25 protein-coding genes are annotated in these 24,729 nt (G+C 38.5%); 14 read left to right on the top strand and 11 right to left on the bottom strand.

The features are described from left to right. Nucleotides 1–116: 116 nt before the first annotated feature. Nucleotides 117–317 (top strand): dodecin family protein, encoded by a 201-nt coding sequence (locus tag FL972_RS09600; RefSeq protein WP_144605141.1) that lies wholly within the window; start codon nt 117–119, stop codon nt 315–317. Between the two features lie 256 nt (nt 318–573). Here the strand turns inward: FL972_RS09600 and FL972_RS09595 are convergent, their stop codons facing one another. Next, a complete protein-coding gene (locus FL972_RS09595; RefSeq protein WP_144605139.1) occupies nt 574–1,827 on the bottom strand; it encodes a dicarboxylate/amino acid:cation symporter in 1,254 nt (417 codons plus the stop codon). A 186-nt stretch (nt 1,828–2,013) separates the two neighbouring features. Next, entirely contained in the window at nt 2,014–2,430 is a 417-nt protein-coding gene (locus FL972_RS09590; protein ID WP_144605137.1) for a hypothetical protein, read from the bottom strand. Between the two features lie 88 nt (nt 2,431–2,518). Here FL972_RS09590 and FL972_RS09585 point away from each other — a divergent pair, with 88 nt between their 5' ends. From FL972_RS09585 to hppD, 4 genes are all read left to right on the top strand, one after another. Continuing rightward, nucleotides 2,519–2,968, top strand: coding sequence for a response regulator (locus FL972_RS09585; protein WP_144605135.1), 450 nt, complete (start codon nt 2,519–2,521; stop codon nt 2,966–2,968). A gap of 69 nt (nt 2,969–3,037) precedes the next feature. After that, on the top strand, nt 3,038–3,940 hold the full coding sequence (locus FL972_RS09580; RefSeq protein WP_144605133.1) for a bile acid:sodium symporter family protein: 903 nt from the start codon (nt 3,038–3,040) through the stop codon (nt 3,938–3,940). Continuing rightward, on the top strand, nt 3,937–4,938 hold the full coding sequence (locus tag FL972_RS09575; RefSeq protein ID WP_144605131.1) for a 1-acyl-sn-glycerol-3-phosphate acyltransferase: 1,002 nt from the start codon (nt 3,937–3,939) through the stop codon (nt 4,936–4,938). Before FL972_RS09580 ends, FL972_RS09575 begins: the two co-directional genes overlap by 4 nt. Nucleotides 4,939–5,016: 78 nt before the next feature. Further along, nucleotides 5,017–6,111 (top strand): 4-hydroxyphenylpyruvate dioxygenase, encoded by a 1,095-nt coding sequence (gene hppD / locus FL972_RS09570; RefSeq protein WP_144605129.1) that lies wholly within the window; start codon nt 5,017–5,019, stop codon nt 6,109–6,111. A gap of 484 nt (nt 6,112–6,595) precedes the next feature. On the opposite strand, the gene FL972_RS09565 is transcribed toward hppD, so the two are convergent. Both FL972_RS09565 and FL972_RS09560 read right to left on the bottom strand, forming a co-directional pair. Further along, nucleotides 6,596–8,419: a glycoside hydrolase family 2 protein gene (locus FL972_RS09565; protein WP_144605127.1), complete on the bottom strand. Its 1,824-nt coding sequence runs from the start codon at nt 8,417–8,419 to the stop codon at nt 6,596–6,598. A gap of 11 nt (nt 8,420–8,430) precedes the next feature. Further along, complete coding sequence (locus tag FL972_RS09560) at nt 8,431–9,228, bottom strand: hypothetical protein (RefSeq protein ID WP_144605125.1); 798 nt, start codon at nt 9,226–9,228, stop codon at nt 8,431–8,433. A gap of 181 nt (nt 9,229–9,409) precedes the next feature. Between FL972_RS09560 and FL972_RS09555 the strand changes: the two genes are divergently transcribed. After that, nucleotides 9,410–11,140: a phospho-sugar mutase gene (locus tag FL972_RS09555; protein ID WP_144605123.1), complete on the top strand. Its 1,731-nt coding sequence runs from the start codon at nt 9,410–9,412 to the stop codon at nt 11,138–11,140. Between the two features lie 49 nt (nt 11,141–11,189). Here the strand turns inward: FL972_RS09555 and egtD are convergent, their stop codons facing one another. The 3 genes from egtD to FL972_RS09540 are packed head-to-tail and all read right to left on the bottom strand — an operon-like array spanning nt 11,190 to nt 14,296. Further along, complete coding sequence (egtD, locus tag FL972_RS09550; protein ID WP_144605121.1) at nt 11,190–12,158, bottom strand: L-histidine N(alpha)-methyltransferase; 969 nt, start codon at nt 12,156–12,158, stop codon at nt 11,190–11,192. A gap of 5 nt (nt 12,159–12,163) precedes the next feature. Further along, nucleotides 12,164–13,309 carry an ergothioneine biosynthesis protein EgtB gene (gene egtB / locus FL972_RS09545; RefSeq protein WP_144605119.1) on the bottom strand — a complete coding sequence of 382 codons (1,146 nt, stop codon included), beginning with the start codon at nt 13,307–13,309 and terminating at the stop codon, nt 12,164–12,166. A 42-nt stretch (nt 13,310–13,351) separates the two neighbouring features. Beyond that, nucleotides 13,352–14,296 (bottom strand): succinylglutamate desuccinylase/aspartoacylase family protein, encoded by a 945-nt coding sequence (locus FL972_RS09540; RefSeq protein WP_144605117.1) that lies wholly within the window; start codon nt 14,294–14,296, stop codon nt 13,352–13,354. Between the two features lie 69 nt (nt 14,297–14,365). Between FL972_RS09540 and murB the strand changes: the two genes are divergently transcribed. Further along, nucleotides 14,366–15,379 carry a UDP-N-acetylmuramate dehydrogenase gene (gene murB, locus FL972_RS09535; protein ID WP_144605115.1) on the top strand — a complete coding sequence of 338 codons (1,014 nt, stop codon included), beginning with the start codon at nt 14,366–14,368 and terminating at the stop codon, nt 15,377–15,379. Here murB and FL972_RS09530 read toward each other — a convergent pair. Further along, nucleotides 15,376–15,858: a deoxycytidylate deaminase gene (locus tag FL972_RS09530; RefSeq protein ID WP_091653922.1), complete on the bottom strand. Its 483-nt coding sequence runs from the start codon at nt 15,856–15,858 to the stop codon at nt 15,376–15,378. The genes murB and FL972_RS09530 overlap by 4 nt on opposite strands. Before the next feature lie 138 nt (nt 15,859–15,996). On the opposite strand from FL972_RS09530, the gene FL972_RS09525 reads away from it, so the two are divergent. The 6 genes from FL972_RS09525 (at nt 15,997) to FL972_RS19415 (ending at nt 18,620) form a co-directional block, all read left to right on the top strand. Beyond that, entirely contained in the window at nt 15,997–16,575 is a 579-nt protein-coding gene (locus FL972_RS09525; protein WP_144605113.1) for a DUF4136 domain-containing protein, read from the top strand. Between the two features lies 1 nt (nt 16,576). Further along, a complete protein-coding gene (locus FL972_RS09520) occupies nt 16,577–16,900 on the top strand; it encodes a DUF962 domain-containing protein (protein WP_144605111.1) in 324 nt (107 codons plus the stop codon). 99 nt (nt 16,901–16,999) lie between these two features. Continuing rightward, a complete protein-coding gene (locus FL972_RS09515) occupies nt 17,000–17,356 on the top strand; it encodes a response regulator (RefSeq protein ID WP_091653927.1) in 357 nt (118 codons plus the stop codon). Nucleotides 17,357–17,662: 306 nt separating this feature from the next. Further along, entirely contained in the window at nt 17,663–18,148 is a 486-nt protein-coding gene (locus FL972_RS09510) for a hypothetical protein (protein ID WP_144605109.1), read from the top strand. 56 nt (nt 18,149–18,204) lie between these two features. Continuing rightward, complete coding sequence (locus FL972_RS09505; protein WP_091653931.1) at nt 18,205–18,396, top strand: hypothetical protein; 192 nt, start codon at nt 18,205–18,207, stop codon at nt 18,394–18,396. Between the two features lie 80 nt (nt 18,397–18,476). Next, nucleotides 18,477–18,620 (top strand): hypothetical protein, encoded by a 144-nt coding sequence (locus FL972_RS19415; RefSeq protein WP_186300077.1) that lies wholly within the window; start codon nt 18,477–18,479, stop codon nt 18,618–18,620. 45 nt (nt 18,621–18,665) lie between these two features. Here FL972_RS19415 and FL972_RS09500 read toward each other — a convergent pair whose 3' ends face one another. The 3 genes from FL972_RS09500 to FL972_RS09490 all read right to left on the bottom strand — a co-directional run bounded on the left by FL972_RS09500 (nt 18,666) and on the right by FL972_RS09490 (nt 22,885). Then, nucleotides 18,666–19,766, bottom strand: a complete 1,101-nt coding sequence (locus FL972_RS09500; RefSeq protein WP_144605107.1) for a glycerate kinase — start codon at nt 19,764–19,766, stop codon at nt 18,666–18,668. Continuing rightward, on the bottom strand, nt 19,763–21,115 hold the full coding sequence (locus tag FL972_RS09495; protein ID WP_144605105.1) for an alanine/glycine:cation symporter family protein: 1,353 nt from the start codon (nt 21,113–21,115) through the stop codon (nt 19,763–19,765). The genes FL972_RS09500 and FL972_RS09495 overlap by 4 nt, the downstream gene beginning before the upstream one ends. A 162-nt stretch (nt 21,116–21,277) precedes the next feature. After that, a complete protein-coding gene (locus FL972_RS09490) occupies nt 21,278–22,885 on the bottom strand; it encodes a beta-N-acetylhexosaminidase (RefSeq protein ID WP_144605103.1) in 1,608 nt (535 codons plus the stop codon). 287 nt (nt 22,886–23,172) lie between these two features. Here FL972_RS09490 and FL972_RS09485 point away from each other — a divergent pair, with 287 nt between their 5' ends. Further along, nucleotides 23,173–24,633, top strand: a complete 1,461-nt coding sequence (locus FL972_RS09485) for a Gfo/Idh/MocA family protein (protein ID WP_144605101.1) — start codon at nt 23,173–23,175, stop codon at nt 24,631–24,633. Nucleotides 24,634–24,729: the final 96 nt, after the last annotated feature.

Below are 24,729 nucleotides of genomic sequence, written 5' to 3'. Positions count from 1 at the left end.
CTCGAAGACTTTTTTACCCATGTATTTATTGGTAACTTATAGATACTATAAAACATTGATCTATTGATAATTAAGATCAGTAGATCATATTCTTTTCAACGGTAAACCCCAATAACATGGCATTAGTGAAAGTAATTGAAGTCATAGCTTCATCAGAAAAAGGAATTGAATCTGCTATAGAAAATGCTGTTGCAGAAGTTTCGAAAACAGTCCGAAACATTGATTCAGTTTGGTTGAAAGACACCAAGGTTCACGTAAAAGACGGCAAAATCATCTCCTATGGGGTGATTTGTAAAGTTTCATTTAGAGTTGATTAAACCCGAAATATGCAGTAGACTTCTTATTACGAGTCCAAACCGCTTCAAAATCAATCGCTTTGCTNTATTTAGCTCAATCACCGTAGCGGTGCTATGCTTCATTCGCTAAATACTTGATTTTATTGCGGTTTGATCTCTCATTACAGATTCTAATGCATAATCCGGGTTAAATAATCAAAAAAATAGGCGCAGTCAAACAATGCGCCTTTTCATTTTATCAATCGCCGATTATTAGGTCAAATTTCAACCTCAACTTTTAAATCAAAACTTTTTCTTCAACTGTTTGAAGTTCACCTTCCCACTTACTGACAGCTGCTGTAGCTAACCCATTTCCCAACACGTTGGTGGCACTTCGGAACATATCACAAAAATGGTCGATGGGTAAAATTAAAGCTATTCCCTCTACCGGAATACCAAACATACCACAGGTGGCTGCAACTACCACCAAACTTGCTCTTGGGACACCTGCTACACCTTTACTACTTAGCATTAGCACCAACAACATGGTGAGTTGAGTACCCAAATCCAATTCGATTCCATAAACCTGAGCAATAAAAATACTGGCGAAAGTCATATACATCATACTTCCATCCAGATTGAAAGAATACCCCAATGGCAAAGTGAAAGACACGATTCTGTCATTACACCCAAATTTTTTCAAATCCTCTGTGAGCTTCGGAAAAACAGCTTCTGAACTGGTTGTACTGAAAGCAATTACCATGGAGCCAAAAAGTCCTCTTATGAGCTCAGGCAATCTTTTTCCAATAACCAAATAGCCTACAAAGAGCAAGACCATCCATAGGACTAAGATACCAGCAATAAAAGCCCCGAAATACTTGGCATAGGTAAGCAATATATCCAGGCCTCTGGTGGCAATCACAGCAGAAATAGCACCGAACACGCCTAACGGAGCGGTCATCATCACGTAGCCTACCATTTTCAAAACAACATGAGCAACAATTTCCAAAGCATTGATCAAAGGCAAAGCTGTAGGACCTAATCCGGCCAGCGCTATTCCAAAGAATATGGAAAACACAACCAATTGAAGAATCTCATTGGTGGCCATGGCTTCAAAAACACTTTTGGGAACTATATGCTCCACAAAATTTAAAAGGGAAAACTGCTTGGTCTTTGCTGTAACATCAGCTACTCCAGCAGCATCTTCAGAACTCAGATTCATTCCCATTCCTGGCTCATAAAAATTGACCATTACTAAGCCAATTAATAAGGAAACTAATGAGGCAGAAAAGAACCAAATCATCGCTTTTCCTCCTATCCTACTGACAGTCCTCACATTTCCTAACTTAGCTATACCCACTACCAAGGTACAGAAAACTAAAGGGGCAATAATCATCTGAACCAGACGGATGAAGATGGTGGCTAGCAGTTTGATATTACCACTATAGGCACTGATTAATTCAGGATCTTCGCTTTTAAAAATTGAAAATCCAACGATCATTCCGAGCACCATTGCCCCAATAATCGAATAAGTAAGAAGGTTTTTTTTCATGAAAGGTTGGGGCAATTGTCTATTCAAATCGCAAATGAAAGCAAATAATTTGATGCTTTTTCATGCCCCACTCTAAACCAAGAAAAATATTTTTTAAAACCTTTAATCAAGAATTTAAACTCCTGATATAAAGATATTTAATAACCCAAAGCCCTTAGATTATCAATAGGAATAATTCGAATAAATCTAAACATTACAGAGTGAGTTTGAAGATTTCCAAATTACCTTCTCATCGGAAAAAGAACTCATTGGAAATCTACTATCACCTATACTACCCAGTTCATTTCCCTGGCAATCATAAATTGGAAAAACAGAATTGCAGTTTGAGCAGCAATTCTTTAAAATAAAAATTTCTTGATTACCCGATTTTGCTTGTGTGAAGTACTGGAATACCGCAAAATCTGAACCCTCTAACTCACGTATTTGCTCATTCAACCAGTCTAAGTCTTCAACTGGGTCCTCAACACCGCAAACCAAAACTGGCAATTCATCTTTTTGACAAGAGGAAAATATCATTCCTAAAAGTAAAATAAGGGATACATGTTTCATGAATCTAAAATTAAAGTTGATTTGATATTTCCTGATACCTACAATATTTTTCATTTGATAGAGAATATTTTGTAAATCATTAAAAATTTAAGATTTTCTGGTCTTTTTGAATACATTTAATCAAAATAATGCAATACATTCGATGTATTATTCAAAAGATGGGATGTTTACACTAAACGAAATCATATTTGTTGACGATGATGCAATCGTTAGAATGCTAGGAAAGAGGATCTTATCAAATATCAAATTTGACAGAGAAATCACTCAATTTGAAAATGGCCAATCCGCAATTCAAGAAATTCAAAAGCGAGTTGCTCAAAATGAAATTGCAAAGAACGAAAAACCTACTTTAATTTTATTGGATATAAATATGCCGGTCATGGACGGTTGGGATTTTTTGGATGAATTTTCTACACTACCCAAAAGTATCCAAAATCAGTTTTACATTTCCATTATCACCAGCTCTATTGACCGCTCTGACAAGGAAAAAGCATTTTCTTACCCTATCGTAAAAGATTACATTCAAAAGCCCATGTCAGTAAGCCTCTTTATGGATTTTTTGAAGAAACATGAGTTTGTAAAGGAAGAATAATCAGCAAGCATAAGTCTCTTTTATAATAATTGTTTGCTTTTTCTTGAGAATGGATGAATTTTAGGGCTAATGAATTCACCCGAGATTCTTGATGCCATTCGATTAAATTTTTCCCCCGAGGATTTACTCGCCTTAAATCTTGCATTAGCCTTGATTATGTATGGAGTAGCCTTGGATTTAAGGTTTGAAGACTTCAAGTACCTAATAAAGAATCCCAAGCCATTTTTCCTGGGAGTTCTTTCTCAATTTCTTCTACTTCCTTTCTTGACTTGGGCACTTATTTTAGCAATTCAGCCTCCTCCCAGTGTAGCCTTGGGTATGTTTCTAGTTGCAGCCTGTCCCGGTGGAAATGTGTCTAATTTCCTAAGCAGTTTGGCAAAAGGAAATACAGCCTTATCTGTAAGTTTGACTGGTTTCTCAACTCTAGCCTCAATTCTAATCACACCATTAAATTTTTCCCTATGGGCAGGTTTTTACGACCCAACCTCTACTCTTTTAAAAGCAATTAGCTTGGATGTCACTGATGTTTTTATCACCATTTCATTGATTCTAGGTCTCCCTCTTATGTTAGGGATTCTCACTCGGAGCTACTTCCCTGAGTTTGCTAGAAAAGCTGAAAAAATTCTCAAGCCTTTAAGTATTGTAATATTTGGAGCTTTTATCGTGTTGGCTTTTGCGGGAAATTTTGAAATCTTCCTTCAATATATTTCAATCATCTTCCTTTGGGTTTTTACTCATAACTTGCTTGCCTTGACTACAGGATTCCTTACAGCAAAATTGGGAAAACTTCCTTTGCCTGATGTCAAAACACTAACCATCGAAACAGGAATTCAAAATTCCGGCTTGGGGCTAGTTTTAATTTTTACGTACTTTGAGGGCCTGGGAGGAATGGCTATCATCACGGCCTTATGGGGAATTTGGCATTTGATTTCAGGAATGCTTGTTGCCAGTTTATGGAAATCTAGAAAATGAAAGATCTTTTTAATGCCGTTTTGAGGCTATTGGTTAAAATCGCTTTACGCCTATACTTCAATAAAATCAAGGTTTCGGGTAAGGAGAATATTCCTAAAAACCACCCTGTAATCCTGGTTGCTAATCATCAAAACGCGCTCATAGACCCCCTATTATTAGCTACCCATACCAATTTGAAGCCTTGGTTTTTGACTAGGGCTGCCGTGTTTAAAAATCCCATGGTATCCAAAATCCTTCACTATATCAGGATGCTTCCTGTATATCGAGTCAGAGATGGATTTTCTACTATCCAACAAAATCAACAAACTTTTGAGGCCACATTTGAAGTTTTGAAAAAAAATGGGACTGTGGTGATCTTCGCCGAAGGTAGCCATAGCATTGTGCGAAATGTCAGAACTTTGAGTAAGGGCTTTACCCGCATGGCTTTTGGACTCAAGGAAAAATACCCTCAATTAGAGCCATTGATTTTGCCTGTTGCATTAGAGTTTAGTGCCCATAAAAAATCTGGAAGTTTGGTCATCATCGATTTTGGAAAGCCGATTCCTGTGGATATGCCTCCTTCCAAATCAGGCTTACTTACCAAAAAAGTGCAAGAAACTCTCCAATCCATGGTGGTAGAAATACCTGACGAAGGATATGATGAGAATCTACAAAAGATTCTTGATGCAGAAGTTGATGTCACTTCCAAAAAGGCAGTAAGTGAGTTTTTGGGTAAAGGGAATATCATTGAGTCGGTAGACAGGCCCTCTCCTATCAAAAATAAACTGATGAAAGTATTCCATTTTCCACTCTATTGGATTTGGCTTTCTATCAGTCCCAAAATAGAAGATCGGGTTTTTGAATCCACGTTTAAGTTTTTGATCGGTTTCTTCTTAGCCCCTATTTATTACCTTTTGCTTCTTATTCTTGCATTAGAGAGCCCTTTGGGAAGCTGGACCCTTTCCTTTCTGATCATGGCCTGGATAAGTCTCTTATGGAACAAGAACCCACAAGAATAAGTTGAAATGATACCAAATAGTATTTGGAGGAATCATTAACTTTGAGCAACTCTTTGTAAAACCCAAACATAACTTATCATGAGTGAAGACTTCTTGCCCATAAATGGGACTGATTATGTCGAATTATATGTAGGCAATGCCAAGCAAGCTGCTTTATTTTATCAATATGCTTTTGGCTTCGAATTAATAGCTTATTCCGGTCCGGAAACTGGCTACAGAGATAGAGCTTCCTTTGTATTGAAGCAGGGAAAAATCAGATTGGTTTTGACTTCTCCTCTAAAATCTGACCATTACATAGCTGAGCACATCAAAAAGCATGGTGATGGAGTTAAAGTATTAGCCTTGTGGGTGGATGATGCAGAGAAAGCATGGCAGGAAACTACCTCCAGAGGCGCTGTTTCCGCTGATGAGCCTAGAACTTTTACAGACGAGCACGGGGAGGTAAAAGTAGCTTCAATTAAAACTTATGGGGATACTGTTCACACTTTCGTAGAACGAAAAAATTACAAAGGCATCTTCATGCCAGGCTTTATCCCGAGGAAAAGCACCTATCAATCTGAATCCATAGGCCTACTTCATATTGACCACTGTGTGGGAAACGTGGAATTGGGAGAAATGAACCATTGGGTAGAATTCTATGAAAATGTAATGGGCTTTAAACTCTTGGTTACATTTGATGATAAAGACATTTCTACAGAGTATTCAGCTTTGATGTCGAAAGTGGTTTCCAATGGAAATGGCTATATCAAGTTTCCAATCAACGAACCTGCCGAGGGAAAGAAAAAGTCCCAAATCGAAGAGTATCTGGATTTCTACAATGGCCCAGGAGTACAGCATATGGCTATTGCTACAGAGGATATCATTCATACAGTAGGTGAATTGAGAAAAAGAGGAGTTGAATTCTTGGAGGTTCCGGCAACCTACTACGATGATCTCTTGGATAGAGTTGGTGCTATTGATGAAGATATCAAACCATTGAAAAAACTCAATATTTTGGTTGACAGAGACGATGAAGGCTATTTACTTCAAATCTTTACCAAACCACTTCAGGACAGACCGACTCTTTTCATAGAAATTATCCAAAGAAAAGGAGCAACTTCTTTCGGAAAAGGTAATTTCAAAGCTTTGTTTGAAGCAATTGAACGAGAGCAAGAACTAAGAGGAAATCTTTAATAAAAATAAAGAGGCTGTCTCATAAATAGCTCTAGTGTCAGCCTGAGTCTTAAATATTCTTCGAACATACAAAAAAGGGGATGACAGGTTCATCTAAAATGGATTCGCCTGTCGTCCTTTCGCAAATGATATCCATCCCTTTTAGAAAAATTTTTTTTAGTTAGGGCGCGGTGGGCTGACGCAGCAGCGGGCCAGCGTCCGGCCTAGTGCGGTTGAAGCATTGCTGCGTCTTGAATTTTTGGTTCTTTTGCTTCAAGGCAAAAGAACGAAGAGAAAAAAGAAAATGCTTAGTAGAAGCAGTAGGACTTTAAGTTAGCTAAAGCTTAATTTCCATGACAAAGAATTAAATTTCGAAATAAGTGAAATTTCGGAATTTAATTTAATCTGTCATTGGTAGCGGAGTCGAAGGCCATTTCTATCGTCATGTCCTACATTTCGACTTCGCTCAATGTGACAAATTACACTTTTGAGACAGCCCCTTTTTTTATCGATACAGTTCACTGTGTAATTTCTTTAGAGCATTCAGGTCAAATTTGAATACCTGTCTATCATAGGTCATTAATCCATTTACTTCTACTTCAACGTCTGTAGTTTGGGTATAAATAGCCGCAGCTAATCCTTTAGGAATAAATTCTTTAAGATCCTCCATCAAAAGACTGTACCTGGCAAAAAGCTCTGCTTGATCCGAAAAACTCTGATAGCCCCAATTATCCCGATTTTGCCAAGTATGACCATCAAGCGGCAATCCCAATCCTCCAAATTCCCCAAGAACCAAGATGTTTTTCTTTCCAAATAAAGTTGGATCTGGCATAACAGGGTCGGGATAATTATGTAAATCTAAAATATCTCCCACTAGGTCGGCTTCCTTAGGATTCTCCCATTCAAAATTTCCCCCACTGGCAGAATTTATCAAGCGGGTTAGATCCAATTTTCTGGTTAAATCTACGATTTCAGCAGTTTTAAACTGGCCCCATGCTTCATTGAAAGGAACCCAAACAACAATGGAAGGGAAGAATTTGAATTCTTGAATGATTTCAGTCCACTCAGTCTTAAAAATTGACTCAGACTCTCCATTTCTTTCTTTGGAAGTACCTTCTCGAATCACTCCAGGTCTTATCTCCCATTTATTCCCCATGTCTCCAGAAGGCATATCTTGCCAAACTAGCATTCCTAATTTGTCAGCATGGTAATACCACCTAGCGGGCTCCACTTTAACATGCTTCCGGATCATGTTGAAGCCCATTTCCTTGGTTTTTTCTATATCAAAAGCTAAAGCTTCATCGGTTGGCGCAGTATACAATCCATCCGGCCACCAGCCTTGGTCTAAAGGTCCATATTGAAATAAAGGTTCTCCATTTAAAAAAATTCGCTGATGCCCGTCTCGAGCTTTAGCCATTTTGACCTCTCTAAAAGCGGCATATGAACTGACTTCATCAATGACCTTGCTCCCATCAAGTAATTTAATTTTAACATCATACAAATGTGGTTGCTGAGGAGACCATGGAATTGGATTTTCCAATTTTAGTTGAATAGGCTCACCAACAAAATTAGATCCAGAGGCAATTAGCACGCCTTGATTGGTCAATTGAATTTCAACCTTCTGCCCGGGTTTAGATTCAATTACGCTAGTATGAAAAACTTGAGTTTTTTGCTCAAAATTGGAAACAGAAAAAGTCTCAGAGATATAAGATTTAGGAACTGACTCTAACCATACGGTTTGCCAAATTCCAGTGACCGGTGTATACCAAATTCCTCTTGGGTTTTTAACTTGCTTTCCTCTTGGCTGTGGACCGGAATCACTTGGATCCCACACTCTAACTCTGATTTGCTGTTTTTTTCCTGGCTCTAAATGATCGGTGATATCATAAGAAAATGAGTCAAACCCTCCTCTATGTATACCAAGCGATTTCCCATTCACCCAAATTTCTGACTCCCAGTCAACAGCTCCAAAATGCAGCAATATTCTTTTCTTATTGGATTTAAGAGCCAATTCGAAGTCTTTTTGATACCAAATTTCATTATCCGGACCAACGGGTTGCTGAACTCCAGACAAGTAAGATTCTACAGGAAAAGGCACGATGATTTTCCCAACAAATCCAATCTCTGGCAAACTGCCTTTTGGAAGAATGCTGTAATCCCAGGGTCCATTCAGATTCTGCCACTCTGAACGAACTAACTGAGGCCTTGGGTAATCCTGTAAAGGCGCATCCGAGCTAACTTGATCCGTCCAGGGAGTCTTTAAAAAATTAGCCTGCCCAAAGGCATATGTACAACTAAACAATAAAATCAAAAAAAGACTAGAGCGCATAAGTGGATTGTTTAATGAAAATCAAACCATAGTATCATAGGTCCAATTTTTCTGTCTGTATTTGTTTTTAAATTTTCAGAATCTTTACCTGGAGCACTCAAAATATTTTCTTTTGCCAGCTCTCTTTTACCTATCGACAGAAAGCTAATATCAGATTGCCAACCCATTAGATCATCTTTAGAAACCGGCCCCATATTGAGTTCAATACTTGGGTTTTCCGATTTTATCTCCACCCCAACATATTCGAAATTCAATTTAACTTTATGGAATTCAGGAAGTTCCAAAATATTTTTGCCGTCCATAGCAGCATCATTAGCCTCATTTTCTAAAAAAAAGCTTCCGCTCAAATTTTTCGAGTTTAGCCAGCTCACCTCTTTCAATTGAGAAACTTGGTAATCAAAGCTGAGCCCGATAAGATCTTGAGTTTGGTCTATATATCCATTGGCTTCCATTTTCAATTGACCATTGGAAAATATAGTCCAAGTTAAAGTAACAGGTCCTGGCTTATAATTAGATTGGATTTGTATACTACCGTTGGAATTTCTTTTCCAGGTAAAATTCTGATAGATACTACTGACTCCTTCGATTTTTGGAACTTGAGCAAATGTGAGCACATTCATACCCACCTTGACTTTTTCCAAATTCCCATTCGCTTTTCCGAAGACAAATATTTTTTCTCCTACACGAATCTGAAGATCCACTGTAGATTCCCTAACAACAATAGTTTCCTCTTCTTTTAAATCCTTTGCAGTAAAAGAAGCAAACATGATTAAGAATAAAACGAAATAAAGTTTTGAGGCTTTTGCCATTAGTTAATTCATTTGGGTGAAGCTATTTCAGACTCTAAATTAAACTTTATCTATCCATTTAAAAATTAGGAGGCGTTTTTCATTCTTATAGACAGGCTATGTTTCGATCAATTTCAAAAATTGAATGGCATTTTTTCACATTTTCCATATCTTAGAATCAAGCTATAATTTTTAAAAAAAAATGACTTCTATAGACCCTTCAATCTTAGTGCGGGCACAGGCATGGCTCGATGGTAACATAGACCAGAAATCAAAAGATGCTATTAAAAAGCTTCAGACAGAGAATCCAACTGAACTTATTGATTCCTTTTACCAAGACCTAGAGTTTGGTACAGGGGGACTTCGGGGGTTAATGGGAGTAGGAACCAACCGAATGAATGTCTACACCGTTGGGATGGCTACCCAAGGCTTGGCCAATTATTTAATAAAATGCTTTCCCAATGAAGATATAGCTGTTGCGATCACCCATGACAGCAGGATCAATAATACTCTTTTCGCTAAAACCACTGCCGATGTTTTAACAGCCAACGGCATCAAGGTGTATTACTTCCGGGAAATGCGACCGACCCCAATGCTTTCATTCGCTGTGAGGCATTTTTCATGCAAAAGTGGCGTGATGATTACAGCTTCCCATAATCCAAAGGAGTACAATGGCTATAAGGCATATTGGGAAGATGGAGCACAAGTCGTAGCACCCCATGATAAAAATATCATCAAGGAAGTTCAGAAAATCACCTCTTTTGATTTGGTAAACTGGGATAAGATTGATGATCTATTTGAATACATAGAAGAGGATTTTGATCAAATTTATCTGGATAAAGTCAAAGGATTGAGTTTATCTCCAAAGGCGATTCAAGCTCAGAAGGATTTATCTATCGTGTTTTCTCCTATTCATGGGGCTTCAGGAAAAATGGTGCCAGCAGCCCTAAAAACCTTTGGGTTCTCGAATGTAAATATAGTCAAAGAGCAAGCTGAGCCAGATGGGACTTTCCCAACTGTAATCTATCCTAACCCTGAGGAAGCTGAAGCTTTGACATTGTCTGTGGAGTTAGGAAAGAAGGTCAATGCTGATCTGATTTTGGCATGTGATCCAGACGGAGATAGATATGCGGCTGTAGTACCTAATGAAAAAGGCGAGTTTGAATTGCTCAATGGTAATCAAACCGGTACTCTACTTACCTACTATCTCCTCAGCAAATGGAAAGATGCTGGAAAGCTGGATGGAAATCAATTTATGGTGAATACCATTGTAACCACAGAGCTAATCAATCGCTTAGCAGAGGGCTTCGGTGTGAAATGCTTTAATGTTTTAACAGGTTTTAAAAATATTGCAGCTATTATCCGTGAGTTGGAAGGAAAAGAAACCTTCGTTGGTGGTGGGGAAGAGTCCTATGGCTATTTGGTAGGAGACTTCGTGAGAGATAAAGATGGAGTAAGTGCCTGCGCGATGGTTGCTGAAGCGATTGCCTATTACAAAACTCAAGGAAAATCAGTATTTGATGTATTAGCAGAAGTTTACCAGCAATTCGAATTCTATAAAGAAGCTTTGATTTCTGTAACCAAAAAGGGAAAAGATGGAGCAGAACAAATCCAGGCTTTGATGATGGATTTCAGACTCAACCCTCCGAAAGAAATGAATGGAGTGTCCGTAGAAAAAATCATTGATGTAAAGGAAGGCATAATCAAACATGTCAAATCTGGTAAGACAGAAAAGTTGGATATGGATTCCTCCAATGTAATGCAGTTTTACTTAGAAGACGGAAGTAAGATATCAGCTAGGCCTTCAGGGACGGAGCCCAAAATCAAATATTACTTCTCTGTTCATTCCCCTTTGGCAAGTACATCAGATTACCGAAAAGTAGAATCTCAATTAGAAGACAAACTGGAAGGATTAAAGCGCTATTTTTCTTAATAAGCCACATTGATTATAAAAAAAGCAACGCTTCTTGGTGTTGCTTTTTTTATATCCTTTGCCACAGGACATCCGTGAAGTAATTTTCAGAATCAGTAAAAAAGTCCACGACTTTAAATCCACATTCTGAAGCCAATTGACTGATTTCGGACTCACTGAATTTTCTGCTTATTTCAGTGAAAATAGGTTCAAAAGCCTCAAATCGAATGAGTTTATTGGCAGCACCAATAGTTACCAATTGTTCTTTTTGGGAAATCAAATAACTTCTGCATTCCCCTGTAAGTGGATCATACATTGGCCAATGTGTAAATTGCTCCAAATCAAAATTGGCATCCAACTCTCTATTGATTCTTTTTAATAAATTGAGGTTAAAATCTCTAGTAACGCCCTGTTTATCATTGTAAGCCTGCAAAATGATGGATGGATCTTTCTTTAGATCCACTCCCAATAATAGCCAATCATGCGTTTGGGTACCTTGAGCTACATGAAGAAGGACATCTTTGGATTCATTCAAAGAGAAATTGCCAATATTAGACCCCAAAAAAAGGATTAGGGAAGGTTTTCCATTTTCCCAAACTCTTTCCTTCATAGCATTTCTGTAGGTATTTTGAATGGGATGAACATCTATTTCGGGTAATTCACTTTCCAAATTATCCTTTAATTCCTGTAAAACTGAACCGGAAATATCAACAGGGAAATACGTAAAGTTGATTTCCGGCTTAGATCGTAGATATCTAAGCAGGATTTTGGTTTTCATTCCATCTCCGGCCCCTAGTTCTACCAAGTTGAAATCCTGGGAGTATCTCAAGATCTTTCCAAATATGGCAGCATGCTGATTTTCAAAGATTTCAAATTCTTTCCTGGTCAAATAGTATTCCGAAAGCCCCATAATTTTTTGAAAGAGCTTATCCCCTGCTGCATCATAAAAGTATTTGGAGGACAGAGATTTTGGATTTTGTGTTAACCCATTGATTACATCCTGAAGAAAAGTTTCAGATGCATTTTTAATTTCATTCATAAGCTTTAAAGTGATTTGGCTAGGCGAATGCCCATAAACTGCCATCTGTATTTAGGATGAAAAAAGTTTCTATATGTCGGTCTTGAATGCCCTTCAGGTGTAGCCACGGATGCACCTTTTAAAACCATTTGATTAACCATAAATTTACCATTATACTCTCCTAATGCCCCGGGTGCTATGGTAAATCCCGGATAAGGCAAGTAGGCAGAGTTGGTCCACTCCCATCTATTTCCCCAATTGAATTTTTCCTGAGCAGCTTCCCATTCAAATTCAGTAGGCAAACGCATGCCTTTCCAACTGGCAAAAGCTGATGCCTCATAAAAGCTTACATGAGATAGACTTGCTTTGGGATCCAGAAACTTCCTCCCGTTTAAAGTATAATAGGTCCATGTATTATTTTGTTTTTCCCAATATAAGGGGGCTTCAATATTATTTTCTTTCACCCAAGCCCAACCTTCATCATGCCAATATCTTGGCTCAGAATAAGCTCCAGATTTTATAAACTCCAAATATTCTCCATTAGTCACCAATGCAGATGAGATAGCATAAGGATGTAGATAAACTTTATGTCTGCCTAACTCATTGTCAAAACAAAAAGAATCACCCTCGTAACCTATTTGGTAAATTCCTTCATCCATCTCAATCCACTGAGATTTCTCTTCATGCGGATATTCATCAATATCCATGACAATAGGATCCAAAGGATTAAACCAAAAGCTGTATTTCAAATCAGTCAGCAAAAGCTCCTGATGCTGCTGCTCATGATTCAATCCAAGAATAATCAATTCATTAATCTCAGGATTATCTTTTCTAATCAATCCTTCCATGGCTTGATCCACATATTTCCTGTATTCTTTCACTTCTTCTACTGATGGTCTCGTGATCAAGCCACGCTGATTTCTGGCAGTTCTTTGCCCCATAGCATTGTAGTAAGAATTAAATAGAAAGTTGAAATGAGGATGCTTAACCCTGTATTTTTCAGCGTATTTAACTAAAATAAATTGCTCAAAAAACCAGGAAGTATGTGCCAAATGCCACTTAGGCGGACTTACTTCTTCCGACGCTTGCAGGCTAAAATCCTCAGTAATCAAGTCGGAGCAAAGGTAAATCGAGTGGGTTCGAATCCTCCTGTAATCGTCTAAAAGTCTCATTAAAAACGGGTAGTTATTGGTTTTTCTAATATAAAAAAATACTTAGGCTTTCCCCAAATGAATCAGTGCTTCTCCTACATTAATTACCGGAAGATTATTGATACCTATCACATATCCATTGGAGGGAGCTTTGATGGGGATTTTGATATGTCCATAAGGATCTGAAATCCTAGCGACAACCTGACCTTTTTTAACCTCATCACCCAAGCGAACAGAGGAGTTGAAAATCCCTGAAGATCGTGCTCTTATCCAGTCACTACTTTGTAATATAACGGTTTCCTTCTTTTCAGGACCACTTTCCAACATGTCCAAATGAAATAGCATACGCTTGATTCCCGCTACTCCTTCGTCAGTAGACAATTCATCTATCCTCATGGATTCTCCGCCTTCAAAAACCAGAAGATGCTTTTTGGCTTTAAAAGCAGCTTTTCGGAATGATTTCTCAATCAACTTAGAATTAACTACAAAATGAGTCCCGAAAGCCATGGCTAATTCAATCGCCTTTTTATCCTGAAAATCGACCCTAATTTGGGGGTGATTGGTCAGCATTCTTCCACCGGTATGAAAATCAATTCCATAATCTATGTGGGGAATAATTTGCTCGTTGAGGATGTAGGCTATTCTCCCAGCTAAAGAGCCCTTTTTGCTACCGGGAAAACTCCTATTTAAATCTCGTCCATCTGGAAAGGTTCTACTGTTTGAAAGAAAACCATAGATGTTAACTAGAGGAATGATAATCAGCGTACCCCTCAATAACTCCAGACCATTGTCTATCTCTTCCAATATCCGTTTGGCTGTAATTATTCCATTGATTTCATCCCCATGAACTCCCCCACTAACCAATACTACAGGTCCCTCCTCTTTGGCAGACCTGATGAAAATCGGTAAATCAATTAATGTATGTGTGGGTAATTTTGCAATTGGCAATTCAATATTCACTGCCTGACCTTGTCTGATCTTGACACCGTTGATCTGAAACTCTTTCATAGTAAGGGAAAGGAATAATAAATTTCTATTCCAAACAAAACTTCTTTATTTCGCATCTTTGATTCCGCTATGAAGATACAAGAAAACATTTCCCTTCAGCCCTACAACACCTTTGGTATTGATAAAAAAGCTAGATTTTTTGTCATCGTTACCTCCATTTCAGATTTGAAAGAAGCCTTGGCTTATGCAAAAAGAAATGAGCTTGGAACCATATTTCTTGGTGGAGGCAGCAATATTTTATTGACTGAGGATCTGGAGGCCTTGATTATCAAAATTGAAATCAAAGGAATTGAGTTACTAAAGGAGACTGAGGATCATGTTTTGGTTGAAGTTGGAGCTGGAGAAAACTGGCATGAATGGGTTCTGTACACTATTCAGAATGACTGGGCTGGAATTGAAAACCTGTCGCTAATTCCCGGAACAGTTGGAGCTTCTCCCATGCAAAATATAGGTGCTTATGGCGTGGAACTCAAAGACGTATTTCATAGCCTTAAGGCTCTCAATAGAACTACCGGAGAAGTAGAAATTTTTGATGCCGAGCAATGTGAATTTGGATACAGAGAAAGCGTTTTCAAGCATAAATTGAAGGATGTTTATGTCATTTGCTATGTCACATTCAAGCTTTCCAAAAAACCTGTATTTCATACTGAATATGGCATTATTAGAGATGTTTTAGCAGAAAAAGGAGTCAGAGACCTCAGCATAAAAGCCATTTCAGATGCCGTAATTGCAATCCGTCAATCCAAGCTACCGGACCCTGAAAAAATTGGAAACGCTGGCTCATTTTTCAAAAACCCTACAATAGACTTGGAATTCTTTGAAAAACTGAAAAGCGAATTCCCTGAAATCCCGGCCTACCCAGTTTCTGAGGGTATGAAATTAGCAGCCGGATGGTTGATAGAAAAAGCTGGCTGGAAAGGAAAAAGAGTAGGTAATATAGGTGTTCATGATAAGCAAGCCTTAGTACTCGTCAATCATGGCAATGGAGACGGAAAAGCAATTGCTGAACTTTCACAGGAAATACGTGCTTCTGTTCGGGAAAAGTTTGGAGTGGAATTACACCCGGAGGTAAATTTCCTCTAAATCAGGCTATCCTGAACCTCCAGTTCTTTTTGATAACGCTCTACGCTAACGCCAAATTTCTTCAAAAATTCAACTCCTTCATCTACCCCAATTCCTTTGTATTCAGCATAGGAAAATAGGTAAACAACTTTGGAGATCCCCATGGAGAAAATAATCCGCGCACAGGGCAAGCAGGGTGCTAAAGTCACATATAAAGTAGACCCTTCCACGGATGTATTATTTTTTACAGCATAAAGAATGGCATTTTGCTCAGCATGCAAAGCCAGGGAACAACTTCCCTTACTATCTCTAGCACAACCATTTTCCGGAAATTCAACATCACAGTTGTGGGTGCCAGCAGGAGGACCATTATACCCGATGGAGATAATTCTGGTATCCTTTGTCAAAACTGCGCCTACGTGTTTTTTGATGCAATGAGAGCGTTTGGCAAGGTTTACTGCCAGCTCCATAAAAATATCGTCAAAATCGGGTTTACTCATAATTAATAATTTGCTCAAAAATACTACTAAAGGTGAGGTAGGAACAAAATTAGAACAGAAACCTTCCAAAATTTGTCAAATATTATACATATTCAACTTTTAAGCAGCTTCGTCGTTTTGAGCTAAAAAGAAATATTCATGAGTTTATCAAAAATATCCATACACATTATCTGCATTTTAGCCATTGGGCTATGCTCATGTAGTTCAATAGATATTTTCAAAGAGAACACGGAGATTGCTCCTGTATCAAACTACAAATCCTTTGTCATTATCAACCAAGAGGTGAATATGCGAGGGTTCAGTGCTCAATTATTGGATGAGAAAGTTCAGGACCATTTGAGAGAGGCGCTAGAGGCTCAGGGCATGGTATATGACAGGACAAAACCTGATTTAGTCATTCGGTATACATCAAACGAGGACCAAAGGATGAGGGAAATCAATAATTTCAATTACCCTATGCCATTCTGGGGATATAGAGTTTGGGATCCTTGGACTTTCAATCCTTACTCCTCTTTCAATACACCTGTAAAATCCAGTAGCTATGAGCTTCTTCAAGTGATAGTAGATTTTATTGACCCGAAAAAAGATAAGTTTTTGATGACCCTAACGGGTGTTACAGAGGTTCAAAGTGCTAAATTCAAGGAAAGAAAAGTGCTGAAAACTACAGACAAGATTCTTGAGAGATTTATAACTGACGTACTAATAAATTCTAAATAAAATGGAAAAGCGCTATAAATCCTTGAATGAATTTTATCCTTATTACCTCTCAGAGCATCAAAATCCAACTTGTAGGATCCTCCATTTTATTGGCACAGGCTTGTTATTTGTGATTTTGTTTGGCGCAATCTTCACAGGAAATTACCTCTGGCTAATTGCAATCCCATTTGTAGGATACGGCTTTGCTTGGGTGGGTCATTTTTTCTTTGAAAAAAATAAACCTGCCACTTTTCAATATCCCGGCTATAGCTTGATTTCTGATTTCAAACTGTTTTTTGACCTTTTACTTGGAAAAGAAAAATTTCATCCAAAAAAAAGTATATAGGCCAGCCTCATTTATTTGGCAATATATTTGCGAAGATTGAAAAGTATATTACTTTTGTAATAGCTTTAATGTAGTTCAGGCGCAAATATTTGCATTTTGATGTTAACGATAGTATTAATAGATGATGACCCTATCAGCACATTTGTGACTGAAAAGTTGATTTCCAAGAATGTCAAGCAGCCATGTCAGTTTTTTAAGTATCAAAGTGCCAAAACTGCTCTCAATGAAATCTATCAAATCAGACCAAATTACCTGTTTTTGGATTTGAATATGCCTGAAATGACAGGCTGGGATTTCCTCGATAATTTCGATAGTCAAAAAAACGAAGCTGAAATTTATATCCTCAGCAGCTCGGTTGACGAAAGAGATATCAATAAAGCAAGCAAGTATCAGGTGGTAAAAGATTATTTATCAAAGCCGCTCATAAAGAAGTATATCAAAAGCATCTTCAATTGACCCAGAGGGTCATTTTTTTTTGCCTTTTCTCTAACTTTTCAATTTCTCATCAGTTTAATTTTATGTAAATTAAACCATATGAAATGCCCATGAGGAAAAATATCATAAAGAAGGATGATTATCGTGGGCCTTCCATCTGATCTATAAAAAACAAATTATAAACAGATGAAATCGAGCTCGACGAGAACGACACACACTGAGATGCCCCGAAGTATCGGGGAAAATGTGCGACCTGCCTGCCGTAGGCAGGGATTCCATCCCGATTTTCGGGACAGGTAGTGACCTTCGAAAACAAATTATAAACACATGAAAGAGATTAAAGCCGAACTAATAGCAGCTATAGAGAGAACCGCGAAGAAGTTGAAGAATGGAGCAGCCTATCAGTGGGGTCACATGGGTGCCTGCAACTGTGGGAACCTTGCTCAGGAATTGACAAGTTTGTCAAAAGCCGAAATACATCGATTTGCTATGGAAAGATCAGGAGATTGGAATGACCAGATTCTGGAGTTTTGTCCTACCTCTGGTTATCCTATTGATTTGATTATAGAAAATATGCTGAATTATGGGTTGACTTTAGATGATTTGGGTCATTTAGAAAGATTATCAGCTCCGGAAGTTTTATCCCAACTTCCATTTGAGGTCAGAAACAATCTTTCCCAAAACAAAAAAAATGATGTCATCCTTTACTTAGAAACTTGGGCTCAAGTATTAAGGGAAAGATGGGAAAAGCAAACTCCTGTTTTCGATTTAGAGCAAAATGAAAAAAAATTCATCTCGCATGCATTGAGCTAAATAAAATTTTATTTTAATTCGCGCAATCTAAACTAAGTGCCCTTTAACAAACAACTATGGAGGAATTTGACGACGATTTCGATGACTTCGATGATATCGAAGACGAAGATGATTTCGATTCTGATTTCGAGGACGAATACGATCTCGATGAGGAAAATGAATTTGTAGATGACAACATCATGGACTTCGACGAAGACGATGAATTCGACGAGGACTTCGAAGATGATTTCGAAGACGATTTAGACTAAACCATAATTGTGGTGCCTTTATGTTGGTATTTTCCTTCTTTGAAAGTATCTTCGGGCCATCATTATATACCAATAAAATTATGATTCTACTTGATATATTCACTTCACCAATTGCCTCAGGAGCACAGTTGTTCATTTTGATCGTTTGCATTCTAATCGGACTAGGTGCAGGTCTTTCCGCAATTGATGCTAGAAGTACTTTCTCAAAAAGCAAGAAGGATTAATCACACAAGATTTATACATTTAAAAAGGAGGCTAAGCCTCCTTTTTTATTGTAGATCTAATTGAAGAGATAAACTTTTTAATAGCGCTGTCTCAGCATCATTTTTCAAACTTTGGGACAAAAAATCTAGATCTTCGAGCTTAACAAAATGGTCGAACCCTGCTTTTTCCCCCTCCTCCCCGGAACTGATCAAAACTGATTTTTTACCATGCTTCCGACAAAGTTTCAAAAGTTCGAAACAAGCCTTTCCATCTTCTGACTGAGCATCATACCTCCCTTCTCCTGTAATCACCCAATCACTTTCTTTGATAAGATCTTCTAAGCCTATTCTTTCAAAAAAATAGGGGGAACCAAATTCAATATCTGTATTAAAAAACGCTGATAAGCCCAAAGCAATCCCTCCAGCCGCTCCAAATCCAGATCTATCTACAAACTCCTTTTTGGCTTTTTTAAAAAGTAGGGTAACATTCTTTTCTGAGGAGACTTCAAAGGTGCTCAACTCTTCAGATTTCAAACCCTTTTGAGGGCCAAAAACCGGAATAGCTCCATTATTCCCAAAAAATTGATTTCGTACATCACACAAGCAAGTAAAGTGGATATTAGGCATGGGAACTGGACTTTGAATATGACTAATAGCCTGCTGAACTTGATCAGTGAAGGGTAAAACCTCTCTTCCATTTTGATCCAGAAAGACAAATCCTAAGGCCTGAAGAATCCCCAACCCTAAGTCTACTGTAGCACTTCCACCTAAGCCTAGAATAATCTCCTTGGCCCCCATCCTTATGGCTTTTCTAATCAAAAGGCCTGTTCCAAAAGTAGAAGTTACCCAAGGATTTTTTTGACTGTCACCTATTAATGCAATTCCTGAAGCTGTTGAAACATCCAGGTATGCTTTTTTAGAGGCTTTTTCAAAGCCAAAAAAACCTATCCTTGGTCTCCCAATTGGATCTAAAGTCCAGGCATTTACCTGCTCTAGATTTAAAAATTTACTAAGGAGATTACAGGTTCCATCGCCTCCATCAGCTATAGGGATCACTTGAGTTTGAAGGCCTGAATAATTTTTATCACAAAATGAAGCGATGATTGCCCCGGCTTCTTCAGCGCTCAAGGTACCTTTAAAAGCATTCGGGGCAATCAAGACTTTCATTTTTCAGCTTTCATTCTTGCGAAATAATCTTTTGCAGCTGCTTTAACTTTTGGTGCCAGATATATGGTAGAAATCATCGTTGGAATTGCCATGATCGCATACATTCCATCTACCAAACTCACCACAACTTCTAAAGAAGCTACAGCTCCCATTACAATCGTAATCAAATAGAAATAATTGTAAAAGTCCGCTTTTTTGGCACCAAAAAGGTAATTGAAACACTTATGCCCATAGTAAGAGTAGGTAAACATAGTTGAAAGGGCAAAGATTAGCACTGCAGTCATTAACAGGTATTTACCGATTCCGGGCAAGGCCGTTTCAAAAGCATTTAAAGTAAGCCTTACTCCATCAGCTTCTGTACTTTGCCAAACACCTGTCAGCATAATCACAAGCGCTGTCAAGGTACAAACTACAATTGTATCGATGAAAGGCCCTAACATTGCTATCAAACCTTCTCTTATGGGTTCTCTGTTTTTAGATGCACCATGAACCATTGGTGCTGTACCAATTCCCGCCTCATTAGAGAAAGCGGCCCTCCTGGCTCCTGTAATAATTACAGCCCCGACAGCCCCACCGGCTACTGCCTCACCGGTAAATGCATCCGTCACGATTCTGATTAACATTTCAGGAACGTCACCCACATATTTCGCTACGATTATCAAAACAGTAGTAAAATAAAGAGCTACCATAAAAGGCACTAGTTTAGAAGCTACAACAGCAATTCTTTGGATTCCTCCCAGAATTACAATAGATACAAGTAACATCATCGAAATACCGATTATCCACCTTGTCGTTTCTCCTGTAGGAATTCCTGATGGTTCAAGCATCACAGCTCTGAATACAGCAGATAATTGATTGGCTTGAAAAATTGCTAAAAGACCTATCACACCGGCTACTGAAAAAATGATGGAAAGAAACTTCCATTTTTTCCCCATTCCCTCTTCTATCACGTACATGGGACCACCTTGAACCACTCCGGCAGTGTCTTTTCCTCTAAACATGATGGCAAGGCTACAGCTATAAAATTTGGTTGCCATTCCCACGAATGCGGAAACCCACATCCAAAAAATAGCGCCTGGACCTCCCATATTGATTGCTATCGCCACGCCACTGATATTTCCCAGTCCTACTGTAGCGGCTATTGCGGCTGAAAGAGCTTGAAATGATGTGATTTGCCCTGGAGCAAGATCATCATCATATTTTCCTCTAAGAAGGCTGATGGCATGTCCAATTTTCCGGAATGGAACAAAGCCGGAGTGAAACAACAAAATCATACCGCCACCCATCAATAAAATCAACATGGGTGTACCCCATATCCAATTTGCAAAGGAAATAATAATGTCTCCCATTCTTATCTTTTTGTTTATCAGACAGATGAACCTGTCATTTCTAATTTATTTTAAAAGGACCATATTAGGCCGATTTTCCTCAAAATCCTAGATTTTCGAACTATTCCTAAAAGTAAAAAACCCAAGCTGATAATTTCAACTTGGGCTCATATTTTAGTTTTTCTACCAATCCACTTTGGGGGATTTATAGAAATTAATATCTCTTAATTCCCATCTCTTCCCTTGAATAGCAATTCGCTTTTTAAAGCTTTCCCAGTTCCTTTTTTCCGTTGGGGTCCAAGCTACCTCAGCAATTGCTGCCAGTCTCGGGAAAACCAGGTATTCTAAATCATCTCTAGTGACCACGGTTTCAGTCCATAAAGGCGCTTCTACACCTAAAATATCCTTTTTGGTGATACCATCAGTATAATTAGCCGGATCCCATAAATAGGCCGAATCTAACTCGATATAGGCAGCCCAATGCAATCCTATTCTAGTGGTGGAATCATACTGCATATCCAAGTAAGCCTTCTTCGCAGGAGACATTAATACCTGATTTCCTTGCTCTTGAGCTAGTTTAGCATTATCCGCCATAGCCCAAAATTGCGCAACATTTCCAGGTAATAAAGTAGTGGTGGCAATTTCATCCCAGCCAATGCTGATTTTACCATGACTCTTTACTATCTCCTGAACACGCTCTATGAAATAGATATAATCGTCTTTTTTGGTTACATGGGACTCATCCCCGCCAATATGAAAATAAGGACCAGGAGTGATTGCTGAAAGCTCTCTTACTACGTCATCAATCAATTGATAAGTTAATTCCAGATCAGTATCCAAAGTGCTGAATCCTACTTCAATTCCTGTATAGAGTTCAGCTGGCTCTCTAATAATATTGGACTTTTTTAATTCCCCCTCAGCTTTTTCGACAGACTTAGTGACAGTTTCTGTATCCCCATCTGGTAAGTTGATACCGGAATTCAACTCACCATAGGAAGCTAAAATAGCATTGGTATGACCAGGCATGTCCACTTCAGGAACAATAGTAATAAACCTCTGAGAAGCATACTTTACTATATCCACATAATCTTCTTGTGTATAATAACCACCTTCTCCACCTCCAACTTGAGTACTGCCGCCTATTTCTGTCAGTTTAGGCCAGGATTTGATTTCGATTCTCCAACCTTGATCATCGGTTAAGTGTAAATGCAAATAGTTTAATTTTAGCTCGGCCATTAGATCAATATAGTGCTTCACTTCCTCAACACCCATAAAATGTCTGGAAACATCCAGCATAGACCCTCTATAGGCATACTTCGGTTTGTCTACAATTTTTCCCGCAGGTACTTCCCAAGTTTGATTGCTCGGATTGGGAGAAAATAACTCTGCAGGAAAGGCTTGAAGTAGGGTTTGAACACCATAAAATATTCCAGAAACTCCATTGGAGGATATGACTATTTTTTCTTCTCCTATCTCCAATTCATAAGATTCATCTCCAGAATTTGATTTAAGGTCCAAAACAATAGAGCCTGCATCACCGGATACAGGGATTGCAAAACCCGTAGCATTACGGAGTTTCTGAGCTAAATAATCTGCGATGAAAGACAGTTCTTCTCCAGAACCAGATATTTGTATAGAAGTCGATTCATTCACCTGAAAGCTTCCCGAGGCAGGTATTACACTCGCAGGTAAGGGCATTATACCCACAGCATCTAATGATTCCTTTTGATTTTGGCAGGCAGTCGCTAACAGCACGATTGAAATCGCGAAAGCCAGTTTGAATTTTTTCATGATTATTGATTGGGTTTGAGTAAACTTAAATAAAAATTTTTTTTATCCATTTCCTTTTATCAAATTTATTTGAAAAAGATGAATATGGGAATGAATGCACCTTTTGCATCAAATCCTTTCCATTATTCAAAAATTAAAATCAGTATCCCCATGATTTTTTTAAATTGAAATCATGTAAATGGATTTGAGCTTTCTGGATCATTGAAAGTTATCCTTCTCAATCAAAAATAGACTACACTTGAAATAAAGAACATAAGCATACCTTTTATTGATTTTCCCAAATAACCATGAAAGACAAAAAAGAGATAAAAACTAATTCAAGAAGAGAATTTCTCAAGGGCTCCACTTTAGCCTTGGCGGGATTCTACATTGTACCAAGACATGTTTTAGGCGGTCCAGGCTTTGTTGCACCTAGTGACAAACTCAGAGTAGCAGGAATTGGAGTTGGAGGAATGGGCTACAATGATGTAAGTGGAGTATATAGAAGTGAAAAAGCTGAGATAGTTGCCTTATGTGATGTAGACGATACAAGAGCCCAAAGAGCAAGAGATCAACATCCAAAAGCTCCTTATTATAAGGACTTCAGAGTCATGTTGGAAAAAGAGGAAAAAAACATTGACGCGGTCACAGTATCTACTCCGGATCACATGCATGCCGTGCAGGCGATGATGGCCATGAAAATGGGAAAACATGTTTATGTTCAAAAACCTCTTTCTCATGACATCTATGAGGCAAGAATGTTGACTCAGGCTGCAGAAAAGTACAAAGTGGTAACCCAGATGGGAAACCAGGGATCTTCTGGGGACGGAGTCAGAAAAATGGTAGAATGGTATAATGCAGGGTTGATTGGAGAAGCTACAAAAGTTTACTCCTGGACCAATAGGCCTGTTTGGCCACAAGGTATTCCATGGCCCAATGAACCCATGACACCGCCAAGTGATCTGGATTGGGATCTATGGCTTGGAACGGCTCCATACAAAGATTATGTAGAAAATCTGGTCCCATTTAATTGGAGAGGTTGGTGGGATTATGGAACAGGTGCATTAGGAGATATGGCATGCCATATCATGGAGCCACCTTTTAGAGTTTTAGGATTAGGCTACCCTAAATCCGCAGAATGCTCTGTAGGATCAGTCTATGTAGGTGAATTTCAAAGAGGGTACTTCCCAGACAGCTGTCCTCCTTCTTCCCATATCACATTAAGGTTTGACAGACCAGGAAAAGAAGATCTAGAGTTTCACTGGATGGATGGAGGTATTCAACCAACGAGACCAGAGGAATTGGAACCTAACGAACAAATGGGAGACGGAGGCAACGGAGTAATTATCGAGGGAACAAAAGGAAAAATGATGTGCTCCACATATGGGGTCAACCCACAACTATTACCTACTTCCAAAACCAAAGACATCAATGTTCCTGAAACATTGTACCGAGTACCGGATGGAGACAGAGGTCATTACAGAAACTGGGTAGAAGCTTGTATCGGAGGTTATGGCTCAAAAGAATATCAACAATTGAGTTCTCCTTTCAGTGTGGCAGGGCCATTGACTGAATCTGTTTTGATGGGAAATCTTGCAATCAGGTCTTATGACTACAGAGTACCAAGACCTGGAGGAAATGACAATCAATTCGATTACCCAGGCAGAGGAATCAAATTGGTTTGGGATGGTCCAAATATGAAAATCACCAATTTTGATCCAGCTAATCAATTTGTAAAGCGGGAATATCGAGGGGATTACACCCTTTAGTAGCATTTATTTATAATAAAAGAGCGCTGACTTTAAATAAGCCCAGCGCTCTTTTTATTTTATGGATATCCGCTTTCTTACCAGTAACAACAAAAT

This window comes from Algoriphagus algorifonticola (assembly GCF_007655305.1).
Classification (GTDB): Bacteria; Bacteroidota; Bacteroidia; order Cytophagales; family Cyclobacteriaceae; genus Algoriphagus; species Algoriphagus algorifonticola.
This window is presented reverse-complemented; position numbering and strand designations above follow the sequence as displayed.